Genomic DNA, 23,213 nt, shown 5'->3' with positions numbered 1-23,213 from the left:
TAAAGCAGATAGCTTATTAAAGTGCGCCTAAAATATCCGGTTATCCACTTTTCATTCCAAAACTCCTTCCCTGTACGAATTTTCCTTGTTTTGCTTCAAGTTTACGAAGGAGTTTCGCAATTACCTAAAGAAAGGATAACACAAAACCGCTATTTTTGCACTCTACCATCGGTTGAATGCCCTGATTTCCTGTATAAAACGATTTCTACATAATCTGTTCCGCATCCAACGGCAGATCTTTGACCCGGTGTAGAAATGCTGTACTGTTGTCCGCATTTTCCTGATCGTACTGGAATCCAAGCTCCCTGCTTACCTCCTTTGCCACGTTATTAAAGCACCACCAGAAATCCATACAGGTACACTGGAATTCTCTCTCAGTCGGTTTTTTCACCCAGTATCTTTCCTCAGAAGTATCCTCTTTGGCCGGCATGATGTGATCCTTGTCCACAAGCACCCGGTACATTTCCAGTCTTTCCAGCGCATAATCTCTTGTGCAGACATGCAGATCCAGACGATTTCCGTCTCCACATTGAATCTGCCATCCATAACAGTTTTCCACATCCGATGGATAATGCACATTATCTTCCGGGTAATTCATATACAAAATCTCTCCAAATCTGGTAATCCATTCCTTGTTTTCGCGGTATGGCCTGGTTGTTTCCACGATGTATACCACATCGTAATCCTGAAATAAATCTTTGGTAACATTTGGATTCACCCTGGATCCTTCTAAATAAGCTGCCCGGATATTCTCATCCTCCAGTGCAATTTCTTCAATCAATGAGAGCATTTCTTTTTCAGAACGCATATAAGTTTTCCCCTTTTTATGATTTATAAATTTAGTTTTTTCACATATGCCGTCAGCAACCGGTAATACATTTCTTTCGACTGTTGATTTTATTATATCCGGCTGCTTTGATCCTGTAAATGAGGGTAAATGAAATTTTTCTCTGAATAATTGACAGAGAATTTTTTCATGGTATACTATTTAGTGTAATTATAAAAAGAATACGGATAACGATAGAGTGAACAGGAGTTCATGAAGGGGTGCACCACCACGGGTGTAATTCTTTGTGGACTCCTTTTTTATTGCAGAATGACATTTGATTCCTTCCGTGTCTTTATCCATACAGATTCTGCAGCGCACTCTATCCTGTTCATCCGGGAAGGAGGAAGCGATGGTCCGGATAAATGGAGAGGACAAACCGTTAGAAGAACCAACCACACTGCTGGTTTATCTGGAGCAGGAAGGCTACCAGACAAACCGGATCGCTGTTGAAAAAAACGGTGAGATCATTCCCAAAAGCTGTTATAAGGAAACTTTACTCCACAGCGGGGATGTACTCGAGATTGTAAGTTTTGTAGGAGGAGGCTGATATGAGATTTACCGAAAGAGAGATACAGGAGGCACTTTGTGAACGCCACACAGCAGCTATACAGGAAAAGCTGAACCGTGGAAGAGTCGCCGTAGCAGGTCTTGGCGGCCTGGGTTCCAATATTGCTTTTTCCCTTGCAAGAATCGGAACAGGGCACCTTCATCTGATCGATTTTGACCGGGTAGATCTGACCAATCTGAACCGGCAGCAGTACCTGATGCGTCATGTAGGTATGTTCAAAACGGATGCTTTAAAAGAACAGCTGCTGGAGATCAATCCTTATCTGGATATCCGGACAGACTGCGTCCGGGTCTCTGATGAAAATGTCGCTTCACTTTTTAAAGAAGACACCATCCTGTGCGAAGCCTTTGATGTCCCGGAAAATAAGGCCATGCTTGTAAACGGTATTCTGGAAAATTACCGGGATCTGATCATAATCAGCGCTTCCGGAATGGCCGGATACGGAAACAGCAATACGATTCTTTCAAAGAAAATCACCAGCCGTTTCTACTTGTGCGGGGACGGGGTCAGCGATTCACGCAAAGGCCCGGGCCTGATGGCCCCCAGGGTGGCACTTTGCGCCGCTCACCAGGCGAATCTGGCTGCAGATCTGATCATAAACGGAACAGCCGGGGACCGTCTATGAGAAAACAGATTTCAAACACTATTTTATAAAGGAGAAAAACAATGATCGATTTAACAAAAGACACATTTTGTCTGGGAGGACATGAATTCCAGTCACGTTTCATACTTGGATCAGGGAAATATTCCCTTGAACTGATTAAGGCAGCTGTTGAGAACGCAGGGGCCCAGATTATCACACTTGCACTGCGCCGTACAAATCAGGACAGTTCGGCAAATATACTTGACTATATTCCGGAAGGTGTGACACTTCTTCCAAATACATCCGGATCAAAAACCGCAGAAGAAGCAGTCCGCATCGCCCGGCTGTCGCGGGAAATCTGCCATAGTGATTTTGTCAAACTTGAAGTGATTCCGGATTCCAAATACCTTCTTCCGGACAACTATGAGACGATCAAGGCAACCGAGATTCTTGCAAACGAAGGATTTATCGTTATGCCGTATATGTATCCGGATCTCAATGCCGCCAGAGATCTGGTCAATGCCGGCGCCGCATGTGTTATGCCTCTCGGTGCCCCGATTGGATCCAATAAAGGAATCTGCACAAAAGAATTTATCCAGATTCTCATCGATGAAATCGATCTGCCTATCATCGTCGATGCCGGTATCGGCCGACCTTCCCATGCATGTGAAGCCATGGAAATGGGTGCCGCCGCAGTCATGTCCAATACCGCTATCGCTACAGCAGGAGACATTCCCGCAATGGCAGGCGCTTTCCGCAAAGCAATCGAAGCAGGACGTACTGCATACCTTTCCGGCATGGGACGGGTAATCGAAAAAGGGTCCAGCGCCTCCTCCCCGGTTACAGGAGTGAGTCAAAAATAGATTCTTTGAATGAGGCATGGCCGCTGCCCGGTCAAATGTGGTTTCAGCTTTGTTTTACGCTGAAAAACAAGATATCAGATACAAAAGGAACAGGAAATAAAATCATGTACAACGAAATTGATTTTTCAAAAGTGATTGCCGTCTCTAACCGCCATCTGACACGGCTTCCATATCTGGATCAGGTAGAACGAATCTGCAGTTTTCAGCCTCGTGCTTTTCTTCTCAGAGAAAAAGATCTTCCGGTCAAAGACTACCTGAATCTTTCCCTGGCTGTAAAAAAAATCTGTGACCGGCATCAGGTCACGATGATCCCTCACTTCTATCCTGAAGCTGCAGACGCTGCAGACACGGATATCCTTCATTTACCGCTCTGGAAACTGAAGGAGCTGAAAGAAAAAGGCGCCGGCCGTCTTACGGGGATGCGGATCGGCGTTTCGATCCATTCTACAGAAGAGGCAGAAGAAGCTACCGCTCTTGGAGCATCCTATGCAACGGCAGGACATATTTTTGCTACCGACTGCAAAAAAGGACTTCCACCGCGAGGTCTCGATTTTCTGAAACAGATCTGTGACCGCTCGCCGATCCCGATATACGCCATCGGCGGGATCCGTCTGGATCCGGAACAAATACAAACTGTGTTGAAGCACGGAGCATCAGGAGTATGTATCATGTCTCAGATGATGGGCATGTAAAAAAATAGTTAACAAAGATAGGGGCATGTTATCTGCCCCTATGCTTTTCTTTCTTTTTCTGCTTTTTTATTGACTGTATCATAAGAGATGTTTTATTCCCACCGAAATGAAATGGCAGTTTTCCGCCTACTTCTTTGCATTTGCACCGAAGCGACTGTTTCATTACCCTAAAGATTCCCCACATGCCGGATTCCACATCCCATCCAAAACTTCCTGACCGGTACAGATAGTCGCCCGGACAGGAAGCTCCGTCTTTCAGTTCCATATCAAACCGGTTCCCGATGCTGATTCCTCCCTGAATCGGAATCTCTCTGGATAAGGCATCGTCAGGCTGTTCCCTCCACAAATGTCCGTGAATGGCAAGTGATACATTTCGCGGCTTATCCGCCGGCATCATCGTCTGGAAAATGACCCTGTCCCCGGAATATGCTTTCCATACGGGTGTTGCAGGATCGCCGTGAATTTTGCTGCTGAATACTTTCCAGCACGTATAACAGTCCATTCGGGTCATAATCGCCGTACGAATTGTATACGATTGGAATCTGAATCGCTTCCAGCGTAAAACGGCGAACCTGGTTCTGACAAGGGTACTGGCACAGCTGCATGGATTACTCTCCCTTCTGCTTCAAAAGCCGGAGATAGTGGTTTGCCTCCCGGAGCACATGGTCTGCCAACAGCGGAAGAATGATGGAGCGAATCTCGCATCCGGTTATTCCCTTTGTCCCCGCTGCCTTAAAATCACGGTACTTCTTTGTCGTTTCCAGTGTTTTCCTCGTCGGCCCGTTCATGGCTCTGCAATCCTTCTGCCTTGCCTCCTCCAGAAGTCTCTGATAATCACCTGCAAAGGAATCTGCCGTTTCGATCAGTTCGCCCTCCGTCGGATCAAGCAATCCGCGGATAAACAACGCATGTTCCATCATGATCTGATTCCAGAACCGCTCTGTCTCAGCCATCCGTTCCACCGATTTGCAGGTTCCATCCTCCAGGGAAGCAATCATCTTCTGATATAATTCCGCCTCCCGGATGATATGCTCGATCAGCAACGGATAGTTGGCCGTGAACAATCTGCAGCAGGTCACTTCCTGCAATATCTGCTTTTTAAACTCAATCAGCCCGCCAAGCAGGTGCAGAACATGATGATTCAGCTGGCGGATCCGCCTGGCCATTCTTTCGTCCTTGCATGCTTCTCTTCCCGCCTGCAGATTTTCTTCCGCCTGTGTGATCCGGACATCGATCGGAATCTTCGTAAGTCTTCCTGTCTGCTGCTCCGCCATAACCGTGTATTCCGTAAACACTTCTCCTGAACAAAGCACATCCTTTCCTACCATGCCGTCCGAAAACCGTACGGTCTGCTACAGTACCTTTTCAAATTCGTCCCGGTACCAGCTTGCTTTGCTTCTGTATCCCGTTTCCCCGGCCGGGAATCCCGCCTGAAGAAACAACGAATGTTCCTTCATGATTCTTCCGAAAAATAAATGCGTTTCCAGTGATGCTCTTACATAGTTTTCCATATTCATGCACATCCTGATATTTCCTATTCTTTATAATATATTATGGGATTGGGAATTGGATATTATAGAGAAATGGCGGTATGGCCCTTAATACCGGGCCATACCGCCTGACTACTGTTTATATTCTTGACTGCGTTGCAGACTTCTTCTAACACAACGTTCCCTGATACACTCCCTTTTCCAGACGCATATAACATTCCTGCAGGTTCGGATTCATCATGATCTCCATTACTTCTTTCATTCCTTTGGCAAGTTCTTTTTCCATAAACTCCTCCATAGAAATCCAATATACCGGACCCTCGTCTGAACTTTGCAGTTCCCCGGAAAAATCTTTCGTCTGATACAGAAAAATCATATTGTGTGTGTGCGCTTTATTCCAGTGATAGATGCCGCAAAGCTCGGGATTTTGGATCACAAGGCCTGTTTCCTCCCGGACTTCCCGGATCACTGCTTCGCGAAAAGGTTCTCCCGGCTCTACATGCCCGCCCGGAAACGTTGTCCCGGTATAGCTGTCATTCATCTTGTCAAGAGCCAGAACATTTCCCTGCTCATCCTGAATCATGCACAGATTCATAAAGCAGGCTTTCTCTTTGTACTTTTCTTCACCAACATTCAGCTCCCTCCGCACCCGGCTGTTCAGATCCGAACGCTTCTTTTTGTAATGATGCCGCACCTCTTCATATGGAATCCAGATTTCCGCCTGCTCAATTCTATCGTAAACCTTCTTCACGACATCATCCAGATGTTCTTCATCTGGAAACACATACTGCTTTTCATAATACTCCTTCGTTTCCTGATACATCCATTCCGCAATCCGGTTCTTTTGCTTCAGCTTCAGATGGGAATATTTCTTATTGTTTTGAAGGAGATGGCCGTCGATAACTTTATGATTTTTCATAAGTACCTCCACACCAAAATCTTATCACTTCTTTCTGTGCCTCGATCTATTCTTCCATAATCTATCTGTTCAGGATCAACTTTACTTCCTGCTGTAAGTCTTCACTGAAATCTGCCAGATCATCGAAAGAAATCACTCCAAATCTGACAAGACTGATAATATCATATATGGCTTTGGATTGTTCCATATTCAGAATTACTCCCGGGTGACGTCTGTCGGTTTTAATCTTCTTCTCAAGCTCCCAAAATTTATCGGACGCATTTTTATCCTCTGCGCTTAGCAAGCTAATATATTCCTTGATCAGACGGGCCATATAATTCTCCTGCCAGCCAGGTAATTTTTCTCGAAAAAGTTTCCAGTCTCTTTTGGACATTTCCATTTCTACTCCTTCCTTTAGTACAATGATTGAAGCTCAATAATCTCACTCACTGATGTCATACTCATCTCGCACAACTCTATTAGTTTATGAATCAAAGATACTTGTAATGTCCTGATATCGGTTAATTACACGATAAATCTCTACATATTCGCTACTTACTTTATAGATAATCACATAATCTTCCCATATCGCATATTTATAATCTGTCCGAAAGCTGACTCGTTTAGAAAGATTTGTACCTATTCCCGGAAACATCTGGAGATTCTCAAATTTACCATAAATCTCGTTTATGGTCTTTGCAGCATACTCTTCATTATCTTCTGCAATATAATCCCGGATATCTTTCAAATCCTTTGCAACAATCGGACTAATCCGCAATTTTAACATCTTACTCCCCCATAAGTGCTTTTAGTTCATCCAGATCAAGCCATCCTTCGCCATCTTTCACTGCTTCTTCCGCTTCCTGCAGCTTCATCCAGAGCTTCTTCTCTGCATGATCACGCTCAAAATCTTCAATATCCATGACCACATAGCGCCCCCTGCCATTCTTAGTAAGATATACAGGCTCTCCTTTACGACAATTCTTCAGAACTTCATTATAATTTCTCAAATCAGATACCGGCAAAATGTTTGGCATATCGTTCAGCTCCTTCCTTCGATTTCTATTGTTTCTGTTATCTTTATTATACGAAAAAAGCCGTAAAATTCAACGTAAAATTTTACAGCTTTTTCTTCTGTTTGTTCCCATAATCAGTGATTCTCTAACTGAATCCGCATATCACAGGAATCACAACCGATCACTGTGTGTGAACTTTCCTGTTCCAGCAGAGTCACATTGCCGCCACAGAAAGGACAGATCCAATTTACTTTCTTTCCCGCTTTCAGGGCTTCCATTTTTGAGACAAATTCCTCTGTATTCACATTCGCTTTCTTGCATCTTTCAGTCCAGTCACCTCGAATCCGCTTCTGCAGTTTTCCATTTTCATCAAAGATCACCTGATCTCCCTCATTGATTTCGCGATCATACAAAAGCTGATCCGGCATCTTGACTCTCTTTTCTTCTCCCGCTTCATCCAGCAATGTCACGACCGCCATAACAGGCTCATCATCCATCCGCTCTTCACAGCCAAACTCTATATCTTCCTCTATTTTCTGTACTTTGAATATCATTGAGGTTCCCTCCAATACTGTCTGCTAATCCAGTTTCGTCAAATCATCCGGATAAATATTTCTGGCACGTCCTAAATCAGGAAAAACATTGATTTTTGATTTTGATGTTTTAAATCTGACCCGATCCCCTGCCTCCAAAGACGGAAATTGGTCTATCCTGTAAAAAAGCCAGTCGCTTTTTGCATTCTCTCCGTCCGGCGGATCCGCAATATGTCCTTTGATTCCATAGCATCGAAACTGTTTCTGGGCTACTTTTCTCACGCAAGAAATCTCTGTTTCGTAATAACCTTCTTCGTCTTTCTCTATCTGATAGTCGCCCTCCACTATCTTTTTCGCCTGTTTGACATAATCTTTCGCCTGCTTATGAAAGTCCGCTGTCTGATATTCCACCAGCACACCACACCGATGCAACTCATCATAAATCACACTTAAATCGTCTATGCTGATCAATTTGCGCATCTGCATTCCCATAAGCGGAGTTTTATTTAATCGGTCATATGGCACTGTTACCAGAGGAAAGTAATGCTTGCTCATTGCCCATGCTGCACCCATTTCCACAAGACAGAATGCACTTTGTTTCTGTATCCGTAACAAGCCGCACAACTAATGTAAACATTGGAATTAATTCATCTCCCCAATCCACTAGCGAACCGGAAATGACTACATTTTCATTTTCTATAATATCCTCTTTCATCAATGCAAGCCGCTCTTCTCTTTTTCTTTTAGTGGTATATTGCGGATTGGCAGGTACCCAGAAGTAATCATCTGTATCCATAAATTTATATCCCAATTCTTCACTGATTTTTCTGCCTAATGTACTCGTTCCAGTGCCTGAAGCTCCATAAATATGTATTACATTTTTCATATTTCAATCGCCACCTTATCTAAGCCTGATTTGAAATAAAATGTACTATTTCTTTTCCTGGTTCAAGTATATATGATACCAGGTCTAACGGATATACCTTTATGCACTTTTCTACAAATTTTTAATGCGTTTTAATGCGTGTGAAACGCATTAAAACGCATTAGAACTCATTAATTACCTGCCATTTTTCTGTCCGTATGGCCTCCCACATATTTTATATATTCCACAAACTTCCATCCGGCATCAGATAGAGATTTCCCTTTTCTACGCAAAGTTCTTCCCCGGTCTCCATATCTATCGTCACTACATATTCATGATAAACCGGATCTTCCACCCACCGCGAAAGAAACAGCACATTTCCGTCCCTGCAGATCATGCTTTCGTTGTCCCCGATCGGGAACTTCTTTTTTACCGGCCAGATTGCCTCATATTCGTTATGCGTCTGCCTTCCCAATATCCACGGAGTCATCTCCAGTTTCAGATTATAACAGTCCTCCACTTCATCCAGATCCATGGAATGCAGGATCTCCGGCTTTGCCCCGGGAATATAAGTGTAGATTAGAATTTTCCGCAAAGAAAAATCTACCGCCAGAATTCCAAAACGATCTTTGTCCCAAACCGGATTTTCATAATAGACATGCTTCTTTGTGGGGAAGGGATGATACACTGCCCCGTCAGGATAATGAAAAAAATAAGGGCAATTACCCGGAAATTCTTTTCCTTCTTTCTCCATAATTTCCGCATCAAACAGATCGCATACATCTTCCTCAAAGGCAACTCCCAGATACCATTCCTCCGAACCTTCCACACGTTCCACATACATCTCGGGAGTCATGAATTTTTTTATTTTCATAGAATACCTCTCCTTTCTCATGCCATTATCCTCAAATTTACTTCATACTAGCATGGCACGATTCAGCCCTCAAGGAAGATATCTGTAATTATTTCTTAATGTTTTTAAAAACTCCATATCCTATACTTTTTCTATTTGTTTTTCATCCCCCTAATAAAGTTTTCGATAAATCTTCTCCAGATCGTTAGCCCCGAATTTCACATAGCTCTGTCCCAGTAAACGCTGCTGTGATTTCTCCACACTCTCGGCAAAACTTCGGATTTCTTCTTCTTTCATGCCGTATTCGTGAAGCGGTGTCCTCCGGACCAGGCCATCCAGCAATTTTTCAATCTCCTTGTAAACCATATCAGGTTCACACGAAAAAATTTCCGCCAGAAATGTATTCAGCTCCAAGATTCCTCCATCTGGATCTGTTTCCTGATATGCCTGGAATACCGCCGTCAGGAACTGATAGTTGGCCTCTCCGTGTGTCACATGGTAAGTTCCGCTAAGCGGATAGGACATCGCATGCACCGTTCCTGTCCCGGCAATGGCAAAGGAAATGCCTGCAAGATCACTGGCTATCAGAAAGTCTTCAAACAATTCCTCTCTACTGTCTGGTCCTTTCTCTTCCAACATACGGAAACCCTTGAGAAAAATCTGCATAGCCTCTTTTGCAAACATCCGTGTATACAATGTACTTTTCGGCGATACATAGGACTCGATAGCATGGATCAGGGCATCAATCGCACTCGTTACAAAAAAGTGCCATGGCAGTTTCCCGAGAAGTTCCGGAATAAGCACCGCCTGATCCGGATACATCTCCTCACCGGCCAGTCCCAGCTTTGTCTGAAGAGCTGTCATCTCCGCGATAGATACATTCGACACCTCCGCACCAGCCCCACAGGTCGTCGGCACAGCAACCAAGGTCCGTATCTTTCTGACCGGCACCTTCCTTTGATAATATTCCGCAGCTTTTGCCTCTCCATCCAGCACCAGGATCTTTGCCATATCAATCACTGCTCCGCCGCCGATCGCAATAACCCTTTTACAATCCGTTCTTCTGAAATCTTTTAACAGAGCATCCACCATCAGATCTGTAGGTTCGCCCTGTCCGTATTCGCTTTTAAAATGTACAACAGCACCGCTTGATCGAAGTTCTTGAAAATAAGTCTCAAATACTGACTGACTCGTAAAAACAAAGTCTCCTTCTCCAATCTGAAACTCCTTTATAAATTCACTCGCTTTTTGATATTTGTATACTTCCGTAATTTCCTGAAATAATTTCATCCTCTGCTCTCCTTCCAAATAGTCCAGTCCGGCAATCCCTGATTCCCGTTTCATCTGGTCATCTTTTAATCTATTTTTGATATATTCTCATTTTATCACAAAACACGGTCAGCTACACAGACAGCTTCTTTAACATACTCTCCGTCCTTTTCTCTATCAGAAAAATACAATTATTAATATACTGTCTGTACGCCGCTTTCGCTTCATCCTCCTGAAGGTTCAGGCCAAATTGTCTCCCCGGTAAATAGCAGTTGTTTTTTGTACTGATCTTGTATTGATTGATACGCCGGCATTCTTCTTTTACCAGCTCATAACATCCTTCCCTGCAGTTGGATATGGACAGGGAGATGACGTCATAGTTCCCATTCACATAATCATTGAGCAGGAAGAAATCAATAAAGTTTGAAAACCCTTTCCATCCTCTTCCAAATAATTCGAACCATTCTTTTTCTTCACAGATCTCCTGCCACAAAGACTGTTTATGGCTGGATACCCCTTCAAACCCACATTCATAGGCATTCTTGATTTCATCCAGACACAAATCGATCCTGTCATAGATACCTTTTCCGCCTTTCGTTGTGTTGATGGAAGGAGTCTTTCTCAACCAAAGCATATGCCCTCCGAGAAGTCTGGTCCTCTTCAATCCCTCTCCGATCTCCCTGTCTGTAAATCCATATTCCAGTCTGGCCCAGTTCCAGGAAGGTCCGATGTAGTCTGACCCGTATCTACGACCTTCCTCATCCGTAAGTTCCGTCTCCTCTGTTTTTGAAAATAACAACTCATTTTCCGCATAATTCGTTTTCCCACCAAACACTTTTGCCAGATCTTCATATAATCTATGACTCCGGCAATCCGGATCCAGGCTCTTCCTGCCACAATCCTTATCATAGCAATATTTTTCGGGATCAAATGCTCCTTTATTTTTCATTTCCAGAACATCATCAATATAGCAATAATCTCTGTTCATCTTAATTTTCTCCATATTTTTCATATAATCTCCTGGCTTTCTCCGCCACCTGGCGTCTGATACTCTCCGGTTCCAGAACTTCCACCCGGTCACTATATTGAAGTGCCCAGTTCACCATTGCAAACGGGCTGCACATTACCTCCACAATATCACTCTTTCCCACGAATCGGAATGTATCTCCAAACCAGTCGTGAAGAAAAGTATAGTCTGCCTTTTCCCGCACTCTTGTTATCTTCAATCTGATTTTTACCGGCTCATCAAAAGCCATGTTAAGGTGTGAAAGATGAAAGTCTTCACTCCATTGCTTTGGAAGATTTTCCACGCTCTCTTTTTTCAATGCCGGAATTCCTGGAATTCCAAGTTTTTCATCACGTCCCGGTATCTCCATTTCTCCCATCAAATCCACTCTCCAGATAGACATATTCCGGACAATTTCTCCGTTGATCGTCACCTCTTTACATGCCAGAAGATAATATTTCCCTCCATTTGCAACAAGGTAATACGGGCTCACTGTATCTTTCTCTTTCCTGACAGGTTCCAGTTCCTTTCTCCTGTTGTAGCCATAAAACCGAAATCTGATCTGCACTCTCTCCTCAATCGCCTGCTGGATCATCTTGAGATTCTCTCGTATTCGCCCCTGATCCGCAAGCTGCGGTTCATTCACTCTGCAAATCTGTTTTGCTCCCTTAGGATAAAATTTTGTTGTAAGATGGCTCTCTATCTTTTCTATGAGTTTCTCCCCGTCTTCAGGTGTCATTGTCTTTGAAAATAAAATGCCTTCTATCAGACTGTTGATCTCGTCGTAAGAAAATATATGATGATAGTACAATCCCCGGATCGGCATCCGCTGGGTACCCTCTTCATCTTCTTCCTCAGTTCCTTCGCTCCCATATCGCTTGGCAAAGGCGTCAAAAACAATACGCCATTCTTCCTCCGGATTTATCCTTTCGTTACTGTCCGAATTCATGGCATTTGCCATATTCACTATAGTATCATTAAATGTTTCCTTGTTCCCGATATATTGCTTCAAATACTCAATCTTTCTCAGATCTGACTGCTTCACCTTATGCTCCTGATCCGTATTCTTTTTCAGATACTCAAGTATTCTGTAGGATCTCTCATATTTGGATGGTTTATTTGAATACCGCTCTGCCATACACCATTTCCTTTCAAACTACAGGGCAAGGGCATTTAGCCCCGCCCCCTTTTCTTTTATCTTAATATAAACTGATAATGATGTACAACGATATTCTCTTTCTTTTCCTCAAGAGGGAAAATCCAACGAATCAGCAGATCTGCTTTCTCCTGCGGTTCAAGCCATTCCGGATGCTCAGCTACCTGATCTCTAAAATCTTTATTCCAGATAACGGCATCCTCTCTCGGGTATTTCCCTTTCCTGTCATACATCGTCACTTCATATTCACTGTTGTAGATCTCAACCAGTATCTTTAGCCCGGTATGTTCGTAAAACTTCTGAAGTTCTGTCGGATGAAAGCTTTCCGGAATGATTTCTAAAAGATTCTGCACTTCAGGGATATATCTGTTCTTCATCAACTCAATAAATCGCAGATGCTTTCCATTTCTTGCATCCAGTTTCAGATAATCTTCGACAGCCTGAAAATGATTGATCAGTATGTTTTTCTGCGGTAAACCCATAAAAGCACCTCTTTCTTGATTCTCATGAATCACATATTCTCTTTTCCATGTACGTTACGCTTTTCATTATACAAAGTAAATGGGCGGAAAAATCCGCCCATTTAACATTTTTTCACTATTTTAACCTCTCCACTTTTATTCACTCTTTCCCGTGTCAATAATCTTTTGTAAGTTAAATCCATGCCAATCGCTCCCAGTGGAGTGGTAATCAGAATTGCCAGTACTACAACTAACAGCACAAGTCAGATCAGCAAAAATGCGATGAAAAAGCAGTATATAAAATTCTTCTGGTGATTACGGATCAGAGTAAGAAGATTAATGTATACATTTCTTAAATTTAATTATGTGTTTTATTGGAATTCCATAACAACCACTGACCGGGATCGATGGCTTCAAAATACGTTGATTACTGACCTCATCGATTTGTAATTGATACATATCAAATCCATATGTTTGATAAAACTTAATTGCATTGCAATTATCATTTGTTGTTTCCACATACAAAGTTTGCTTTTCTCGTTGTTTTGCGATAGCTTCAATTTTTTCAAGCAAACGTTTTCCAATCCCTTTTCCAGAAACAAAGGAATTTAATGAAACGATATGTATCGCAACCGGATCCTCAAAAAATGTTATAATACCTTCCAAAGTATTATTGCTTAATATTTTTATATGTTCAATCTCCAAAAGGTTTATTTTTTTTGAATCATATATCATAAAAACACTTCCCCAGTTGCTTTCAAAGATCTTCTCCAAAGATTCCATAAAATAACCTCCCTTCAATTAAATGTCTATTGTATCTTATTTTTTATACGCAAACAGGCTTCTGTGTGCATAATCCAATGTCTGGAGAACGGCATTTGAATTAGTCCACGAATATCTTTATTGCACCAATAATCAATCAGCCAATTTGCTTTTTCATCTTCCTTTACCACCTTCAACGATTTCAGGTATTCTTTTCTTTCTATCGAAATTTTCCTTTTTAATTCATCATAAGATAACTGTTCAAGCATTTTTTCTGTGCTTTCCCGCACTTCAAAAATATATGAATATAATTCTTCCAGATTCAGCTGTTTTGAAAAATCTGCAATCTGCTGTTTCACGAGTTCATTTCCTGTTGTAATGATGGGCGAATTGATACGCTTTTGATAATTTCCCACAAAAAATACTTGTTCATCTTCCTTTATCACCGAATGTGCTACGATATCTTCAATACGGAAAATATGCCAGATCGAATAAGCGATCGTCTTACTATGATAGCCATCAGCATTAATGAACGGGATCGAGTTAAAATCTTCTCTGCGTAGTTCCTCTTTTAAAGATACTAAGGTTTGCATTAACTGACTTCGTAAACTGAACAAAGTATCAACCCCCATCTTATATGTATCTTTCTTTTTAATTTGTCCCTGCATTGTTTTATTAAGTTCAGACCATTCTTTATTCATGTTCTATTTACTCCTTTTCTATTATTTTACCAAGATTGAAACAAGAGTAACAAGATTAATTTTTCTATAATTGAAAAGCACTTGGGCAAGGAGTCATAAATAACTCCTTGCCCTTCATTTTGTCCTTCATTCTGAATTATCTCAATTCACTCACTTCTATTGCATAAATTTCCGACCACTCATTCATGTTTAGCAATTCTTCCTTTTTCGCAATTCCCGAATACCCATAAATAAGCATTCCATTCTCTTCGATATACTCTGCTGCCTCTTTGTATATTTCAGAAGTCTCATTCATCATTTTTAAAAATGATTCTTGTTCTCCCATATATCTCAGCATACTTTCAAAATGGGTCTGCATAACCTCTGTATTCTCAATTTTATTCTCCAAAGGCTGCGTTTCTTCGTCATGATTCCATATAATCATCTCTGGATATTCCTTTGTGTCCCATCCCAGATTACATGAACGTAACAATTCGCACTCAATGCCCAGATTTTGAATTCTTCCTCCAGTATATACGGCACACCAGTTAGCATATGAATTCTTTTCCTTTTTAAATTTAACAAATTCATTGTAATCGACCATTTTATCCAATGTTGCATAAAAAACATACTTTACATTTTCTTCTAAGCCTTGAAGAGCTTCTGTGGCCTGTTCTCTGGTTCCACCTGAGAAAAACATCTCTTTGCCCGCTGCCTCTATCTCACGAAGCGATTGTTCTTTCAAATCCTCTAACTGAAACCAGGCAAATACATTATCGTGAGGTGGATTTAGCAAATTCATATCATAAAGATTCAAATTTCCTTTATTCAAGGCACCTGCAATATTCGTAAATTTCCCATTATAGGAAACATTTTGATAAATGTTGATATCATAATTTCCATAACCTTTATCTCGTACTACAACATTATCCCGAACATATCCTGGAATTTTTAATTCTGTATACACCCTGAGATCCAAACTCATTTGATTTGTATTTTCAAATATCTCCTTTCCCGGGTCATAATAAAACAATGAAACAATGTTAGGAAATACAAACAAAATCAAACATACAATCACAATGACAATACTTCCAGTGATAATCCCCATTTTTATAAATGCCTTACGAATACTTTTTTTAATCATACCTGCAAATTGTTCTGTTTTGTCGTATTCTTCACTTTGATTATACTCAACATGTAATTCTTCACCTAATTCATCTTTTTCAAATAAATATTCGCTGATTGCCTCTTGTCTTTCGATATCCTGCTCCACTTTCTTTTGAAGTTCTTCCGGCAATTTCTTTTTATCATATAATTCTAATAATTCACGGTACTTCATATCCTTCCACCTCCATCAATTTCTTTAAATCTTTTTTTGCTCTGTGACTAAGCACTCTCACATTTTCCTGGGAAAGCTGTAAAACATTTGCAATTTCTTTTAATGGCATCTGCCCAAAATACTGTAGCTCCAGTACTTCCCTCTTAACAGGGGATAATTTTTGCATTGCTGTGTACAAAATTCTTGTCTCCTGTTTGGAAATATATTCTTCTAGAAATTCGTCAACCTCTAATTTAGAAATCTTCTTCAAATATTCCTCATCACAAATTTCCCGCCTGTTTCGTTTATACAAATTGTAAAAAAGATTTCTTGCGACTTTATACAACCATGCCCGCATATTTGTGTGATATTCCGGTAATGCCAGGATTGCTTTTAAGAAAGTTTCTTGTAATAAGTCTTCTGCCAACTCTTTTTGCTGGCACATAGAATACAAATACAAAAACAATTCTTTTCCATACTGATGATATAATTGTTTTATCATTTTTTCTTCCAAGCATCTCACCTCTTTTTCATAACTTAATCCTATCTACCCATATAACAAATTAAATGTCAATATGTTACACATAAAAAGAGAGGGCCGCTCCATCATCTGATTTGGATGACTTTACGACCCTCTCTACGCTTTGGACTCCATCATTTATATCCCATAAATTGGTCAGTGCTAAACTTCCATTGTACCTGAATTCTTTTTAGCAAGCCCTCTTATCAATACGCCAATCAATACGACTGTATCTACAACTAACATTGCTATAATATTTTTTACTATTCCATAAATAAAAAGTATAGAAAAAAGTTCCACTGATAAAGCAAGGAAGCACATATAGTTTGTTAAATACTCTGTCATAACCTCACAATAAAAATTCATCTGCAATTTTCCGTAAATAATCGGCCTGACAAAATAACGGATTACAATACACGCTATCGGATAAGCAAAAATAAATTTCTTGTCCCGTAATGATACGTTTTCTGATATAATACTTCGTATATCCTCAATAGAAATTCCCAATGTTCTAAGATATGCAATCTTTTTAAGATTCTCTATATCGCTATTGGAATAGTCTCTATAACCGTTTCTTTCATTTCTTACAGGAACAATCAGTTTTTCTTTTTCATAAAAGCGTACATTTGAACGTGATAACCCTGTCAGTTTTTCAACCTCTTTTATTGTCATATCATGCACCTCTTCTCAAGCACCTATATTCTATTTTTGAATATAAATTATAAACAGTGTTTACAGTCAAGCAGAACTTGCAGCAATCAACACCTTAAGCTCTGAAGAACTACATTGTTTTATTAAGTTTACACCATTCTTTATTCATGTTCTATTCCTTCTCAAATTGCATATTCTCGAATCTGCCCTCCCTTCATTTACCGAAAAAAACTTGAATCCTATTTTCGATTTCAGAACGATATGATAGAATGGGGAGGAAATTGAGAGAATACGGGGAGAATATATATGAATCTGAAAGCAAAACTGGAAAAACTCAGGGAACACCCATTGGTTCAGGTCTTGGAAAATAATCCTGGAAACCCGCGCACACTGGCATTGATCGAGCCCTTATGGGGCATTCCTTACAATCTGATCGCACCGTTTGCCACGCTGTACATGTACACCCAGGGCATCACAGACGTGCAGATCGGTCTGATTCTATCCATCGCCATGGTGTTTCAAGTGTTTTTCTCATTTTCCGGTGGCATCCTGACCGATAAAGTCGGTAGAAAATTCACCACCATGATGGGCGACTTCTTTGGTTGGGCACTGGCTTGTCTCGTATGGGCTATATCCGACAACTTCTGGCTGTTTTTACTCGCTGCCGTCCTGAACTGTTTTGAGCAGATCAACCAGACCGCGTGGTACTGTCTGCTGATCGAGGACGCACGCTCAAAAGACCTTGTCAATATCTACACCTGGGTGAGCATCGGCGGTCTGGTGTCCATCTTCTTTGCACCGCTTTCCGGCTTGTTTGTCAATGCCTATTCGGTAGTACCGGTTGTGCGTGTTCTGTATCTGCTTTTCACCGTGTCGATGATCATCAAAATGCTCATCACCTTGAAATTCTGCAGGGAAACAAAGCAGGGGAAAATCCGACGTGCCGAAACCAAGGGTGTTTCCGTTTTCCAAATGCTCGGCGAATATCGGCAACTGATTCCTTACCTTCTGAAGGACAAGGGCGCTCTGAAGGCCGTTGCCGTTTCGGTCCTGCTGTATATCAGCAATATGGTAAACACCAACTTTTTCGGGCTGTATGTAACCCAAAGGCTCGGGCTTTCTGAAAACTACCTGGCCGTGTTTCCGATTTTAAACGCTGCCGTCATGCTTGTCTTTATGGTCGGTATCCAACACCGTATGAGCGTTGCAAAATTCAAGGTTCCGCTGTGGACCGGGCTCGTTCTGTACTGTGCAGCTGCTCTGGTGTTGATTCTCTCTCCTGTCAACAGTTTGGTGCCTGTTCTTGTCTACGTATTCACTGCTGCCGTTGCCGCCGCATTGGTGAATCCGCGCAAGGATGCACTGCTCCAGCTCAGCATCAACGCACAGGAGCGCGCGCGCCTGAACGCTCTGATCATGGCCTCAACCATTGCACTCTCCTCTCCGTTCGGCTACCTGGCCGGATGGCTTTCCAGCCTGGACCGCCGTCTGCCCTTTATATTTACCATCGCGCTGTTCATTCTGGCGATGTTGGTCATCGGCCACATTCAGGATCCCCAAACAGAGGAAGCACGCGCCTGAATAAAACGACTGCATCCTCCATTTGTCGAGAAAATAAATTTAACAAACTCAGACAAACAGAGAGCCGGAAAGTCCGCTGTTTATGCGTCTTCCCGGCTCTCTGTTTACTATTCGCCACCAACATATAACATAATTGTTAAATGCCAAGTTGACTTTTATGGGTTTTTATATTCGTAATATCCTTATTTTACTCATTATCCATGGTTTCCGACCAAACAGGTATCATACGGGTATCACGAATATTTCTCCTTAATCGCCCTATCTACATGGTGCTAACACCATGTAATTCTATCCAATAAGCCAGGATTTATAGGGACTTTACCGTACCTTTTTGAAAACAATTAGTCGTCATCCCAAGACGTTCCCATCAGCTCTTTTATCTCAGCACCAGTCGCATAATCGCAACTAATTTCTTCAACCGCACAACTCTCACAAACATCACCGTTTGGATAGTATTCATTATATATTCCAGCCCCATAAGAACGACCGATTCGTCTTCTTGCATCAGAAAGTTCAAATTCTTCTCCACAAAATTTGCATATTGGCATAGCAAATCCTCCATTTAACTAATTCTTATAATTTCTAAAATCTTCTTCTGATTCGTAAATATCATCAGAAGAAATACTATTTTTATGACCGCATTCTGTACTTTAGCTGAAGCACCATTAACATCACCCTAACATCACAGCAAAAAAGAAATCCCAAGAACGCCCATTTTACAAGGATTCTTGGGATTTACTAATTATTCAAACTCGTAAACCAAATCTAATTCTATACAGTTTTGTATAGAATATTTGGTTCTATTTGATTTTATTTGTTTCCAACTGTCATGTTTCTATGGTCTGTCTCTGCTAGTGTTATCAATTCGTTATCATGATGATGTTATCATGCTCACTTAAATGTCTGGGTCTGCCTTATGTCTTGCTTTCAGTCTTGCATGCACATTTGAAGCTCCGTATAACACATCTGTGACTGTCACTTTATCCGGATCTACAATGTAACAGACAAGATAATTATCAATTACCATTCTGCGCATTCTCCAAGATCGTTCCGGCTCTACCTCGAAAACCGGACATCTCTCAGGATTACTTTCCAAAGTGAGAATTGCATCTGCAATACGATTATATTGACCCATAGCATTCTCCGCTGCCAAAAGAACATCTGCTATATAATCATAGATCCCTTCCATATCGTCAAGAGCTGTCTGGGTAATTTCTACAATCCGTTTCCCCATCACCTATGAGTCTCCCTAAACTTTTTGAATGCTTCTGCAGCGTTCTCTGTCCTTCCGGCTCTGTAATCATCATAACCTTTCTGAAGCTTCGCATGAAGAGCCGCATCTGTCATCTGAGAGGCATCTATATCTGCCGGTGCCTTTGGAAGCGTAACGGAAAACGGAATCCCTCCAACTAAAACTACTTGATTCAGGAACATATCGACAGCCGTTGACATTGGTATGCCCAGACGCGAAAGAACTGTCTCTGCCTCTGATTTTAATGTGGGATTAATCCGTAGATTAAGTGTTGCTGATTTCTCCATAATGTCACCTCCGTTTATGCTTTAATTGTAACGTCTTCGTCGTTACGTGTCAATAATGAGTTGTAGAATAGTTTAATACTATTTCTTCTTTAGCCCATATCGACTATAACCTCTGTATATTCTTAACTTCCTGACTTTTTCTCACTCAAACTCGGTTCTCTTCTTCAAAACTTAAACAAATTTGTTTAAGTTTTATGAGCTTTCCGATCTCATTTATCTCATTTTCATATTGTGCGCTGACTTGCTGATCCTCAGTTGCCGTCGCGTTGCCATGTATGTATTATATCAGAGAAGGGGCTAAAAGCGAAGATTTTATTTGAAATTTATCAAAAAATTCCTATTATCTCCAATTTGCCCTACATCCCCCTCTAACACTTTCTCTATCGCAGATTCCACATTAGGATCATCCACATCCTCCAATATTCATAATTTCGTCACTGCTAATCTTCTACTCTTCATAGATATATAAGAAAGATCTCTTCCCCGAGAATATCCTCTCACTAATAGTGCCCGCAAGAATGGTTTGATGATATTCCAAATTTTTTCTTACTGCCTATATTATATACCTTGGTATTCTTGCTTTCTTATTAAACAGGAGTCGTCTATCCATCTCAAAAAAACTCTTGAAATAGACATTTTAGAATTCTTCATTTGTTCTGCAAATACAGTCGCCGTATGATCCTCTCTTGTTCATTTTTCAAAAAACATTTATATATTACGGTAAATCCAAGCCTCTAAACTATCCTTTCTATATGGCAAAACTTCAATACCCATAGCAGAAATTTGACTACTTGTATTGTCTGTAATTCTTATTGCTGCAACAGGCTTTCCAATCGACAATGCATATTTAATTTCCTCAATTGAGATCCCATTATTATTTGCCGGACGATTTGAACAAATAACTACGCTAGCATATCTAATTTGCTTTTGAATCTGCGGGTCTACATTATAGCGATAATCAATTTTATCAAAAGGTGAACTTGCAGGTACAGAATAATCTCTAACTTTAAATTTTGTCCTATCTAAAATATTTGTTAAATAAAAATAATCATCATTGTTCCATCGATGGGGGATAAATACATTTATCATAAACTCACTCTCCTAAATCTGATTTTTATTAACCAACATCCAATAATGTTGCCCTTGTGCTGTTAGTTTACAAGATTTTCTACGAATAGCAGCATAATACATATGATCTTCACCAACCGGAACTACAAGATTTAATTTTACATAGCATTGTAAAAGTGAAAAATCTCGTTCATGCTTTTCATTAATTTCATCTGTATCAGCTTCATGTTTATCTGGTTCATATGTTGGATCCAACTGCAATTCTGCTGCTGGAGAAGCAAACAAACTTGTTATTTTTCTTAAATCATTCACGGCAATAGGTGGATTGTTTTTTCTTAGCGAAACAAATTCTTTTATGTTTGCCTTGAATACTGGTCTTTGTTCCCACGCTCCTAAAGACTGATCAATATATGAATATATACTACCCGGTGTAACATCTCCTAATAAATTCATGGCACCGCCATATAACGCCTCAACTAAAAGTGACGTGAATACTCCGTGATTATTGTTTTCACTTGCATATTCATCTTTTCCACATGCCGCAAGAATTGTTGTACCATCATATATAGCTGCATAGCCAGGCATATCTGGTCGTTCAGAAACCTCTCCACTAAAACAACTATCCAAAATTATTACTTTATTTCTTGCTTTTGATTTAGAAACTATAGCCATTAAATCATTTAGTGACAGCCCATCATCTGGACGCACTGCTTCACTGGTACATAAATATCCGCCTAAACCATCAATAGATCCATGCCCTGCATAATAAAACAATGCAATCTCTGAATCTCCTTTAAACAGCTGCTCAATTGAATCTTTCAAATTTGCACGTGTGATATATGTAGATTCACTAGTTGACGTCATCAACTTGACTTCAAAATTTAACGTTCCATCTCCATTTCTTTCAAGTGCCGATTTTACTGAATTTGCATCATTAACACACCCATGTAAATCATTTATATTTTGATAAGAATCAATTCCAACACAAAGTGCTTTTCTCATTGATGTACTTCTCCTTTCCTTAAGCATCCTCAGAATTTGATCCCTTTGGTGGAATTGTTCCTTTTTGCGTAGCATCAGATTGTTTTGTTTTCTGATCATTTTTCGCTGGTTGATATCCAAATTTCCCTATATTGTTAAACGGTTGATATCCCCTTTGTTCTGTTTTTTCTTTTTCCATTGACATTCTTAATTCCTCCATTTGTAGAATTTTACATACCTAATCTCTTCTGGATTGATCCACACCCCCTCTGTACGTTCATCTTTAATCCATTCACCTTCTTTCTTTATATAAAGTTCCTCGAGATAGATATCTCTATATTCACTTTCAGATGATGCCATTGAATGGTCAGAAAAAATCCCTCTAAGCACTTTTCCATTTGTTACAGTTATTTCTACCCATTGTCTTTGACCGTCTGAAAATTTATAATCCCAAGCAGTTGGGATGGGATGCTTTAAGTTAATACCAACTTTTTGAAATAATCTACAGAATAAATTTTTAGAACGAATAAATCCTAAAGCAAATCCAACAATTACCCCGGTTAAAATAACAGCAACTGCATTAATCAACCAATACCAAACCGATAAAGGATCGATATGATTTTGTATTAACTTAAAAAGCCAATACCATACTCCCATATTAAATACGCTATACCCAATTACTTGTACAATTCGTTCACCCTCAGAATACTTCTTTCTTGGCATAATTGCACCTATAACTTCACTAATAACATATCCTGGAACAATAAATTGAAAAGTATATACTACTGTATCTATACTGTCTATTATCATTAGAACACCTGCTTGTCTTCTTATTGGTTTACCTTCATTTTTTCAACAATCCACAAATTCTTTCAAGGATAGTATCATCCTTTATATTGTTTTAACTTGTTAATTATCATTTTCCATTATTTCTCACGTATATATTGTACCAATTCGCTAGCGCGACGGCTAGTGCAAGGTACGCATTTCCATCACTTTTTTCCAAAAAAAGTAGCAGTTTTTGTATTTAT

At 40.5% G+C, this 23,213-nt stretch carries 33 protein-coding genes; 5 read left to right on the top strand and 28 right to left on the bottom strand.

Translation table 11 applies throughout. The annotated features are described in order from the left end of the window. Positions 1-205 precede the first annotated feature (205 nt). Positions 206-808, bottom strand: a complete 603-nt coding sequence (locus tag FGQ85_RS15880; RefSeq protein WP_138373933.1) for an aminoglycoside 6-adenylyltransferase — start codon at positions 806-808, stop codon at positions 206-208. 370 nt (positions 809-1,178) lie between these two features. On the opposite strand from FGQ85_RS15880, the gene thiS reads away from it, so the two are divergent. The 4 genes from thiS (at position 1,179) to FGQ85_RS15860 (ending at position 3,535) form a co-directional block, all read left to right on the top strand. Further along, complete coding sequence (gene thiS / locus FGQ85_RS15875) at positions 1,179-1,376, top strand: sulfur carrier protein ThiS (RefSeq protein ID WP_087168955.1); 198 nt, start codon at positions 1,179-1,181, stop codon at positions 1,374-1,376. Between the two features lies 1 nt (position 1,377). Further along, positions 1,378-2,022, top strand: a complete 645-nt coding sequence (thiF, locus tag FGQ85_RS15870; protein ID WP_138373932.1) for a sulfur carrier protein ThiS adenylyltransferase ThiF — start codon at positions 1,378-1,380, stop codon at positions 2,020-2,022. Positions 2,023-2,063: 41 nt separating this feature from the next. Then, on the top strand, positions 2,064-2,843 hold the full coding sequence (locus tag FGQ85_RS15865; RefSeq protein ID WP_087252156.1) for a thiazole synthase: 780 nt from the start codon (positions 2,064-2,066) through the stop codon (positions 2,841-2,843). 104 nt (positions 2,844-2,947) lie between these two features. Beyond that, a complete protein-coding gene (locus FGQ85_RS15860) occupies positions 2,948-3,535 on the top strand; it encodes a thiamine phosphate synthase (protein WP_087169012.1) in 588 nt (195 codons plus the stop codon). A 28-nt stretch (positions 3,536-3,563) separates the two neighbouring features. Here the strand turns inward: FGQ85_RS15860 and FGQ85_RS15855 are convergent, their stop codons facing one another. The 20 genes from FGQ85_RS15855 to FGQ85_RS15765 all read right to left on the bottom strand — a co-directional run bounded on the left by FGQ85_RS15855 (position 3,564) and on the right by FGQ85_RS15765 (position 17,034). Next, positions 3,564-4,037 carry a hypothetical protein gene (locus tag FGQ85_RS15855; RefSeq protein ID WP_191427592.1) on the bottom strand — a complete coding sequence of 158 codons (474 nt, stop codon included), beginning with the start codon at positions 4,035-4,037 and terminating at the stop codon, positions 3,564-3,566. A 106-nt stretch (positions 4,038-4,143) separates the two neighbouring features. Then, positions 4,144-4,848: a DUF2935 domain-containing protein gene (locus FGQ85_RS15850; RefSeq protein ID WP_347563109.1), complete on the bottom strand. Its 705-nt coding sequence runs from the start codon at positions 4,846-4,848 to the stop codon at positions 4,144-4,146. Positions 4,849-4,887: 39 nt separating this feature from the next. Further along, positions 4,888-5,046, bottom strand: a complete 159-nt coding sequence (locus tag FGQ85_RS19225; RefSeq protein ID WP_330680252.1) for a DUF2935 domain-containing protein — start codon at positions 5,044-5,046, stop codon at positions 4,888-4,890. Between the two features lie 148 nt (positions 5,047-5,194). Next, positions 5,195-5,944, bottom strand: coding sequence for an 8-oxo-dGTP diphosphatase (locus FGQ85_RS15845; protein WP_138373931.1), 750 nt, complete (start codon positions 5,942-5,944; stop codon positions 5,195-5,197). A gap of 61 nt (positions 5,945-6,005) precedes the next feature. After that, complete coding sequence (locus FGQ85_RS15840) at positions 6,006-6,323, bottom strand: hypothetical protein (protein WP_087252158.1); 318 nt, start codon at positions 6,321-6,323, stop codon at positions 6,006-6,008. 84 nt (positions 6,324-6,407) lie between these two features. Then, positions 6,408-6,710 carry a type II toxin-antitoxin system RelE/ParE family toxin gene (locus FGQ85_RS15835; RefSeq protein ID WP_138373930.1) on the bottom strand — a complete coding sequence of 101 codons (303 nt, stop codon included), beginning with the start codon at positions 6,708-6,710 and terminating at the stop codon, positions 6,408-6,410. Between the two features lies 1 nt (position 6,711). Continuing rightward, a complete protein-coding gene (locus tag FGQ85_RS15830; protein WP_087252160.1) occupies positions 6,712-6,960 on the bottom strand; it encodes a type II toxin-antitoxin system prevent-host-death family antitoxin in 249 nt (82 codons plus the stop codon). A gap of 113 nt (positions 6,961-7,073) precedes the next feature. Next, complete coding sequence (locus FGQ85_RS18625; RefSeq protein WP_195481785.1) at positions 7,074-7,493, bottom strand: hypothetical protein; 420 nt, start codon at positions 7,491-7,493, stop codon at positions 7,074-7,076. A gap of 24 nt (positions 7,494-7,517) precedes the next feature. Then, on the bottom strand, positions 7,518-7,952 hold the full coding sequence (locus FGQ85_RS15820; RefSeq protein WP_138373929.1) for a hypothetical protein: 435 nt from the start codon (positions 7,950-7,952) through the stop codon (positions 7,518-7,520). Positions 7,953-7,986: 34 nt separating this feature from the next. After that, positions 7,987-8,358: a shikimate kinase gene (locus tag FGQ85_RS15815; RefSeq protein WP_138373928.1), complete on the bottom strand. Its 372-nt coding sequence runs from the start codon at positions 8,356-8,358 to the stop codon at positions 7,987-7,989. A 214-nt stretch (positions 8,359-8,572) separates the two neighbouring features. Further along, positions 8,573-9,211 (bottom strand): hypothetical protein, encoded by a 639-nt coding sequence (locus FGQ85_RS15810; RefSeq protein WP_138373927.1) that lies wholly within the window; start codon positions 9,209-9,211, stop codon positions 8,573-8,575. Between the two features lie 150 nt (positions 9,212-9,361). Further along, the gene (locus FGQ85_RS15805) at positions 9,362-10,534 is read right to left on the bottom strand and encodes a 4-hydroxybutyrate dehydrogenase (RefSeq protein WP_243128589.1); all 1,173 of its coding nucleotides are present in this window, start codon (positions 10,532-10,534) and stop codon (positions 9,362-9,364) included. A 58-nt stretch (positions 10,535-10,592) separates the two neighbouring features. Then, the gene (locus FGQ85_RS15800; RefSeq protein WP_138373926.1) at positions 10,593-11,447 is read right to left on the bottom strand and encodes a hypothetical protein; all 855 of its coding nucleotides are present in this window, start codon (positions 11,445-11,447) and stop codon (positions 10,593-10,595) included. A 1-nt stretch (position 11,448) separates the two neighbouring features. Next, a complete protein-coding gene (locus tag FGQ85_RS15795; protein ID WP_087252164.1) occupies positions 11,449-12,603 on the bottom strand; it encodes a WYL domain-containing protein in 1,155 nt (384 codons plus the stop codon). Positions 12,604-12,659: 56 nt separating this feature from the next. After that, on the bottom strand, positions 12,660-13,103 hold the full coding sequence (locus FGQ85_RS15790; RefSeq protein ID WP_087252165.1) for a hypothetical protein: 444 nt from the start codon (positions 13,101-13,103) through the stop codon (positions 12,660-12,662). 315 nt (positions 13,104-13,418) lie between these two features. Continuing rightward, positions 13,419-13,865: a GNAT family N-acetyltransferase gene (locus FGQ85_RS15785; protein WP_118636682.1), complete on the bottom strand. Its 447-nt coding sequence runs from the start codon at positions 13,863-13,865 to the stop codon at positions 13,419-13,421. 26 nt (positions 13,866-13,891) lie between these two features. Next, complete coding sequence (locus tag FGQ85_RS15780) at positions 13,892-14,545, bottom strand: phage head-tail adapter protein (protein ID WP_087166895.1); 654 nt, start codon at positions 14,543-14,545, stop codon at positions 13,892-13,894. Between the two features lie 136 nt (positions 14,546-14,681). Beyond that, a complete protein-coding gene (locus FGQ85_RS15775) occupies positions 14,682-15,863 on the bottom strand; it encodes an anti sigma factor C-terminal domain-containing protein (RefSeq protein WP_087252166.1) in 1,182 nt (393 codons plus the stop codon). Next, positions 15,850-16,356, bottom strand: coding sequence for an RNA polymerase sigma factor (locus tag FGQ85_RS15770; RefSeq protein ID WP_242958902.1), 507 nt, complete (start codon positions 16,354-16,356; stop codon positions 15,850-15,852). Before FGQ85_RS15770 ends, FGQ85_RS15775 begins: the two co-directional genes overlap by 14 nt. 168 nt (positions 16,357-16,524) lie before the next feature. Continuing rightward, complete coding sequence (locus tag FGQ85_RS15765; RefSeq protein WP_087252167.1) at positions 16,525-17,034, bottom strand: MerR family transcriptional regulator; 510 nt, start codon at positions 17,032-17,034, stop codon at positions 16,525-16,527. A 285-nt stretch (positions 17,035-17,319) separates the two neighbouring features. Here FGQ85_RS15765 and FGQ85_RS15760 point away from each other — a divergent pair, with 285 nt between their 5' ends. Continuing rightward, a complete protein-coding gene (locus FGQ85_RS15760; protein WP_087166892.1) occupies positions 17,320-18,594 on the top strand; it encodes an MFS transporter in 1,275 nt (424 codons plus the stop codon). Between the two features lie 341 nt (positions 18,595-18,935). On the opposite strand, the gene FGQ85_RS15755 is transcribed toward FGQ85_RS15760, so the two are convergent. From FGQ85_RS15755 to FGQ85_RS15725, 7 genes are all read right to left on the bottom strand, one after another. Beyond that, complete coding sequence (locus FGQ85_RS15755; protein WP_087252168.1) at positions 18,936-19,142, bottom strand: hypothetical protein; 207 nt, start codon at positions 19,140-19,142, stop codon at positions 18,936-18,938. A 347-nt stretch (positions 19,143-19,489) separates the two neighbouring features. Beyond that, positions 19,490-19,828, bottom strand: a complete 339-nt coding sequence (locus FGQ85_RS15745; protein WP_087252169.1) for a type II toxin-antitoxin system RelE/ParE family toxin — start codon at positions 19,826-19,828, stop codon at positions 19,490-19,492. Continuing rightward, positions 19,828-20,133 carry a type II toxin-antitoxin system RelB/DinJ family antitoxin gene (locus tag FGQ85_RS15740; protein ID WP_087166891.1) on the bottom strand — a complete coding sequence of 102 codons (306 nt, stop codon included), beginning with the start codon at positions 20,131-20,133 and terminating at the stop codon, positions 19,828-19,830. The genes FGQ85_RS15745 and FGQ85_RS15740 overlap by 1 nt, the downstream gene beginning before the upstream one ends. Before the next feature lie 708 nt (positions 20,134-20,841). Continuing rightward, on the bottom strand, positions 20,842-21,222 hold the full coding sequence (locus FGQ85_RS15735) for a hypothetical protein (protein ID WP_138373925.1): 381 nt from the start codon (positions 21,220-21,222) through the stop codon (positions 20,842-20,844). Positions 21,223-21,234: 12 nt separating this feature from the next. After that, positions 21,235-22,203 carry a caspase family protein gene (locus FGQ85_RS15730; RefSeq protein WP_138373924.1) on the bottom strand — a complete coding sequence of 323 codons (969 nt, stop codon included), beginning with the start codon at positions 22,201-22,203 and terminating at the stop codon, positions 21,235-21,237. Between the two features lie 19 nt (positions 22,204-22,222). Then, positions 22,223-22,387 (bottom strand): hypothetical protein, encoded by a 165-nt coding sequence (locus FGQ85_RS18510; RefSeq protein ID WP_171027996.1) that lies wholly within the window; start codon positions 22,385-22,387, stop codon positions 22,223-22,225. A 2-nt stretch (positions 22,388-22,389) separates the two neighbouring features. Next, positions 22,390-22,992, bottom strand: coding sequence for a DUF6338 family protein (locus FGQ85_RS15725; RefSeq protein ID WP_138373923.1), 603 nt, complete (start codon positions 22,990-22,992; stop codon positions 22,390-22,392). Positions 22,993-23,213 lie beyond the last annotated feature (221 nt).

This window comes from Pseudoflavonifractor sp. BSD2780061688st1 E11, assembly GCF_005844125.1.
Taxonomy (GTDB): Bacteria; Bacillota; Clostridia; order Lachnospirales; family Lachnospiraceae; genus Sellimonas; species Sellimonas catena.
Note: the sequence above shows the minus strand (reverse complement) of the source record. Positions and strands in the feature narration are given on the sequence as shown.

Bases quoted from the DNA above. Each gene is read 5' to 3' on its own strand.
- FGQ85_RS15880 (WP_138373933.1), bottom strand. From the start codon at position 808: ATGCGTTCTGAAAAAGAAATGCTCTCATTGATTGAAGAAATTGCACTG.
- thiS (WP_087168955.1), top strand. From the start codon at position 1,179: ATGGTCCGGATAAATGGAGAGGACAAACCGTTAGAAGAACCAACCACA.
- thiF (WP_138373932.1), top strand. From the start codon at position 1,378: ATGAGATTTACCGAAAGAGAGATACAGGAGGCACTTTGTGAACGCCAC.
- FGQ85_RS15865 (WP_087252156.1), top strand. From the start codon at position 2,064: ATGATCGATTTAACAAAAGACACATTTTGTCTGGGAGGACATGAATTC.
- FGQ85_RS15860 (WP_087169012.1), top strand. From the start codon at position 2,948: ATGTACAACGAAATTGATTTTTCAAAAGTGATTGCCGTCTCTAACCGC.
- FGQ85_RS15855 (WP_191427592.1), bottom strand. From the start codon at position 4,037: ATGGACTGTTATACGTGCTGGAAAGTATTCAGCAGCAAAATTCACGGC.
- FGQ85_RS19225 (WP_330680252.1), bottom strand. From the start codon at position 5,046: ATGGAAAACTATGTAAGAGCATCACTGGAAACGCATTTATTTTTCGGA.
- FGQ85_RS15845 (WP_138373931.1), bottom strand. From the start codon at position 5,944: ATGAAAAATCATAAAGTTATCGACGGCCATCTCCTTCAAAACAATAAG.
- FGQ85_RS15840 (WP_087252158.1), bottom strand. From the start codon at position 6,323: ATGGAAATGTCCAAAAGAGACTGGAAACTTTTTCGAGAAAAATTACCT.
- FGQ85_RS15835 (WP_138373930.1), bottom strand. From the start codon at position 6,710: ATGTTAAAATTGCGGATTAGTCCGATTGTTGCAAAGGATTTGAAAGAT.
- FGQ85_RS15830 (WP_087252160.1), bottom strand. From the start codon at position 6,960: ATGCCAAACATTTTGCCGGTATCTGATTTGAGAAATTATAATGAAGTT.
- FGQ85_RS18625 (WP_195481785.1), bottom strand. From the start codon at position 7,493: ATGATATTCAAAGTACAGAAAATAGAGGAAGATATAGAGTTTGGCTGT.
- FGQ85_RS15820 (WP_138373929.1), bottom strand. From the start codon at position 7,952: ATGCGCAAATTGATCAGCATAGACGATTTAAGTGTGATTTATGATGAG.
- FGQ85_RS15815 (WP_138373928.1), bottom strand. From the start codon at position 8,358: ATGAAAAATGTAATACATATTTATGGAGCTTCAGGCACTGGAACGAGT.
- FGQ85_RS15810 (WP_138373927.1), bottom strand. From the start codon at position 9,211: ATGAAAATAAAAAAATTCATGACTCCCGAGATGTATGTGGAACGTGTG.
- FGQ85_RS15805 (WP_243128589.1), bottom strand. From the start codon at position 10,534: ATGAAACGGGAATCAGGGATTGCCGGACTGGACTATTTGGAAGGAGAG.
- FGQ85_RS15800 (WP_138373926.1), bottom strand. From the start codon at position 11,447: ATGAACAGAGATTATTGCTATATTGATGATGTTCTGGAAATGAAAAAT.
- FGQ85_RS15795 (WP_087252164.1), bottom strand. From the start codon at position 12,603: ATGGCAGAGCGGTATTCAAATAAACCATCCAAATATGAGAGATCCTAC.
- FGQ85_RS15790 (WP_087252165.1), bottom strand. From the start codon at position 13,103: ATGGGTTTACCGCAGAAAAACATACTGATCAATCATTTTCAGGCTGTC.
- FGQ85_RS15785 (WP_118636682.1), bottom strand. From the start codon at position 13,865: ATGGAATCTTTGGAGAAGATCTTTGAAAGCAACTGGGGAAGTGTTTTT.
- FGQ85_RS15780 (WP_087166895.1), bottom strand. From the start codon at position 14,545: ATGAATAAAGAATGGTCTGAACTTAATAAAACAATGCAGGGACAAATT.
- FGQ85_RS15775 (WP_087252166.1), bottom strand. From the start codon at position 15,863: ATGAAGTACCGTGAATTATTAGAATTATATGATAAAAAGAAATTGCCG.
- FGQ85_RS15765 (WP_087252167.1), bottom strand. From the start codon at position 17,034: ATGACAATAAAAGAGGTTGAAAAACTGACAGGGTTATCACGTTCAAAT.
- FGQ85_RS15760 (WP_087166892.1), top strand. From the start codon at position 17,320: ATGAATCTGAAAGCAAAACTGGAAAAACTCAGGGAACACCCATTGGTT.
- FGQ85_RS15755 (WP_087252168.1), bottom strand. From the start codon at position 19,142: ATGCCAATATGCAAATTTTGTGGAGAAGAATTTGAACTTTCTGATGCA.
- FGQ85_RS15745 (WP_087252169.1), bottom strand. From the start codon at position 19,828: ATGGGGAAACGGATTGTAGAAATTACCCAGACAGCTCTTGACGATATG.
- FGQ85_RS15740 (WP_087166891.1), bottom strand. From the start codon at position 20,133: ATGGAGAAATCAGCAACACTTAATCTACGGATTAATCCCACATTAAAA.
- FGQ85_RS15735 (WP_138373925.1), bottom strand. From the start codon at position 21,222: ATGATAAATGTATTTATCCCCCATCGATGGAACAATGATGATTATTTT.
- FGQ85_RS15730 (WP_138373924.1), bottom strand. From the start codon at position 22,203: ATGAGAAAAGCACTTTGTGTTGGAATTGATTCTTATCAAAATATAAAT.
- FGQ85_RS18510 (WP_171027996.1), bottom strand. From the start codon at position 22,387: ATGTCAATGGAAAAAGAAAAAACAGAACAAAGGGGATATCAACCGTTT.
- FGQ85_RS15725 (WP_138373923.1), bottom strand. From the start codon at position 22,992: ATGATAATAGACAGTATAGATACAGTAGTATATACTTTTCAATTTATT.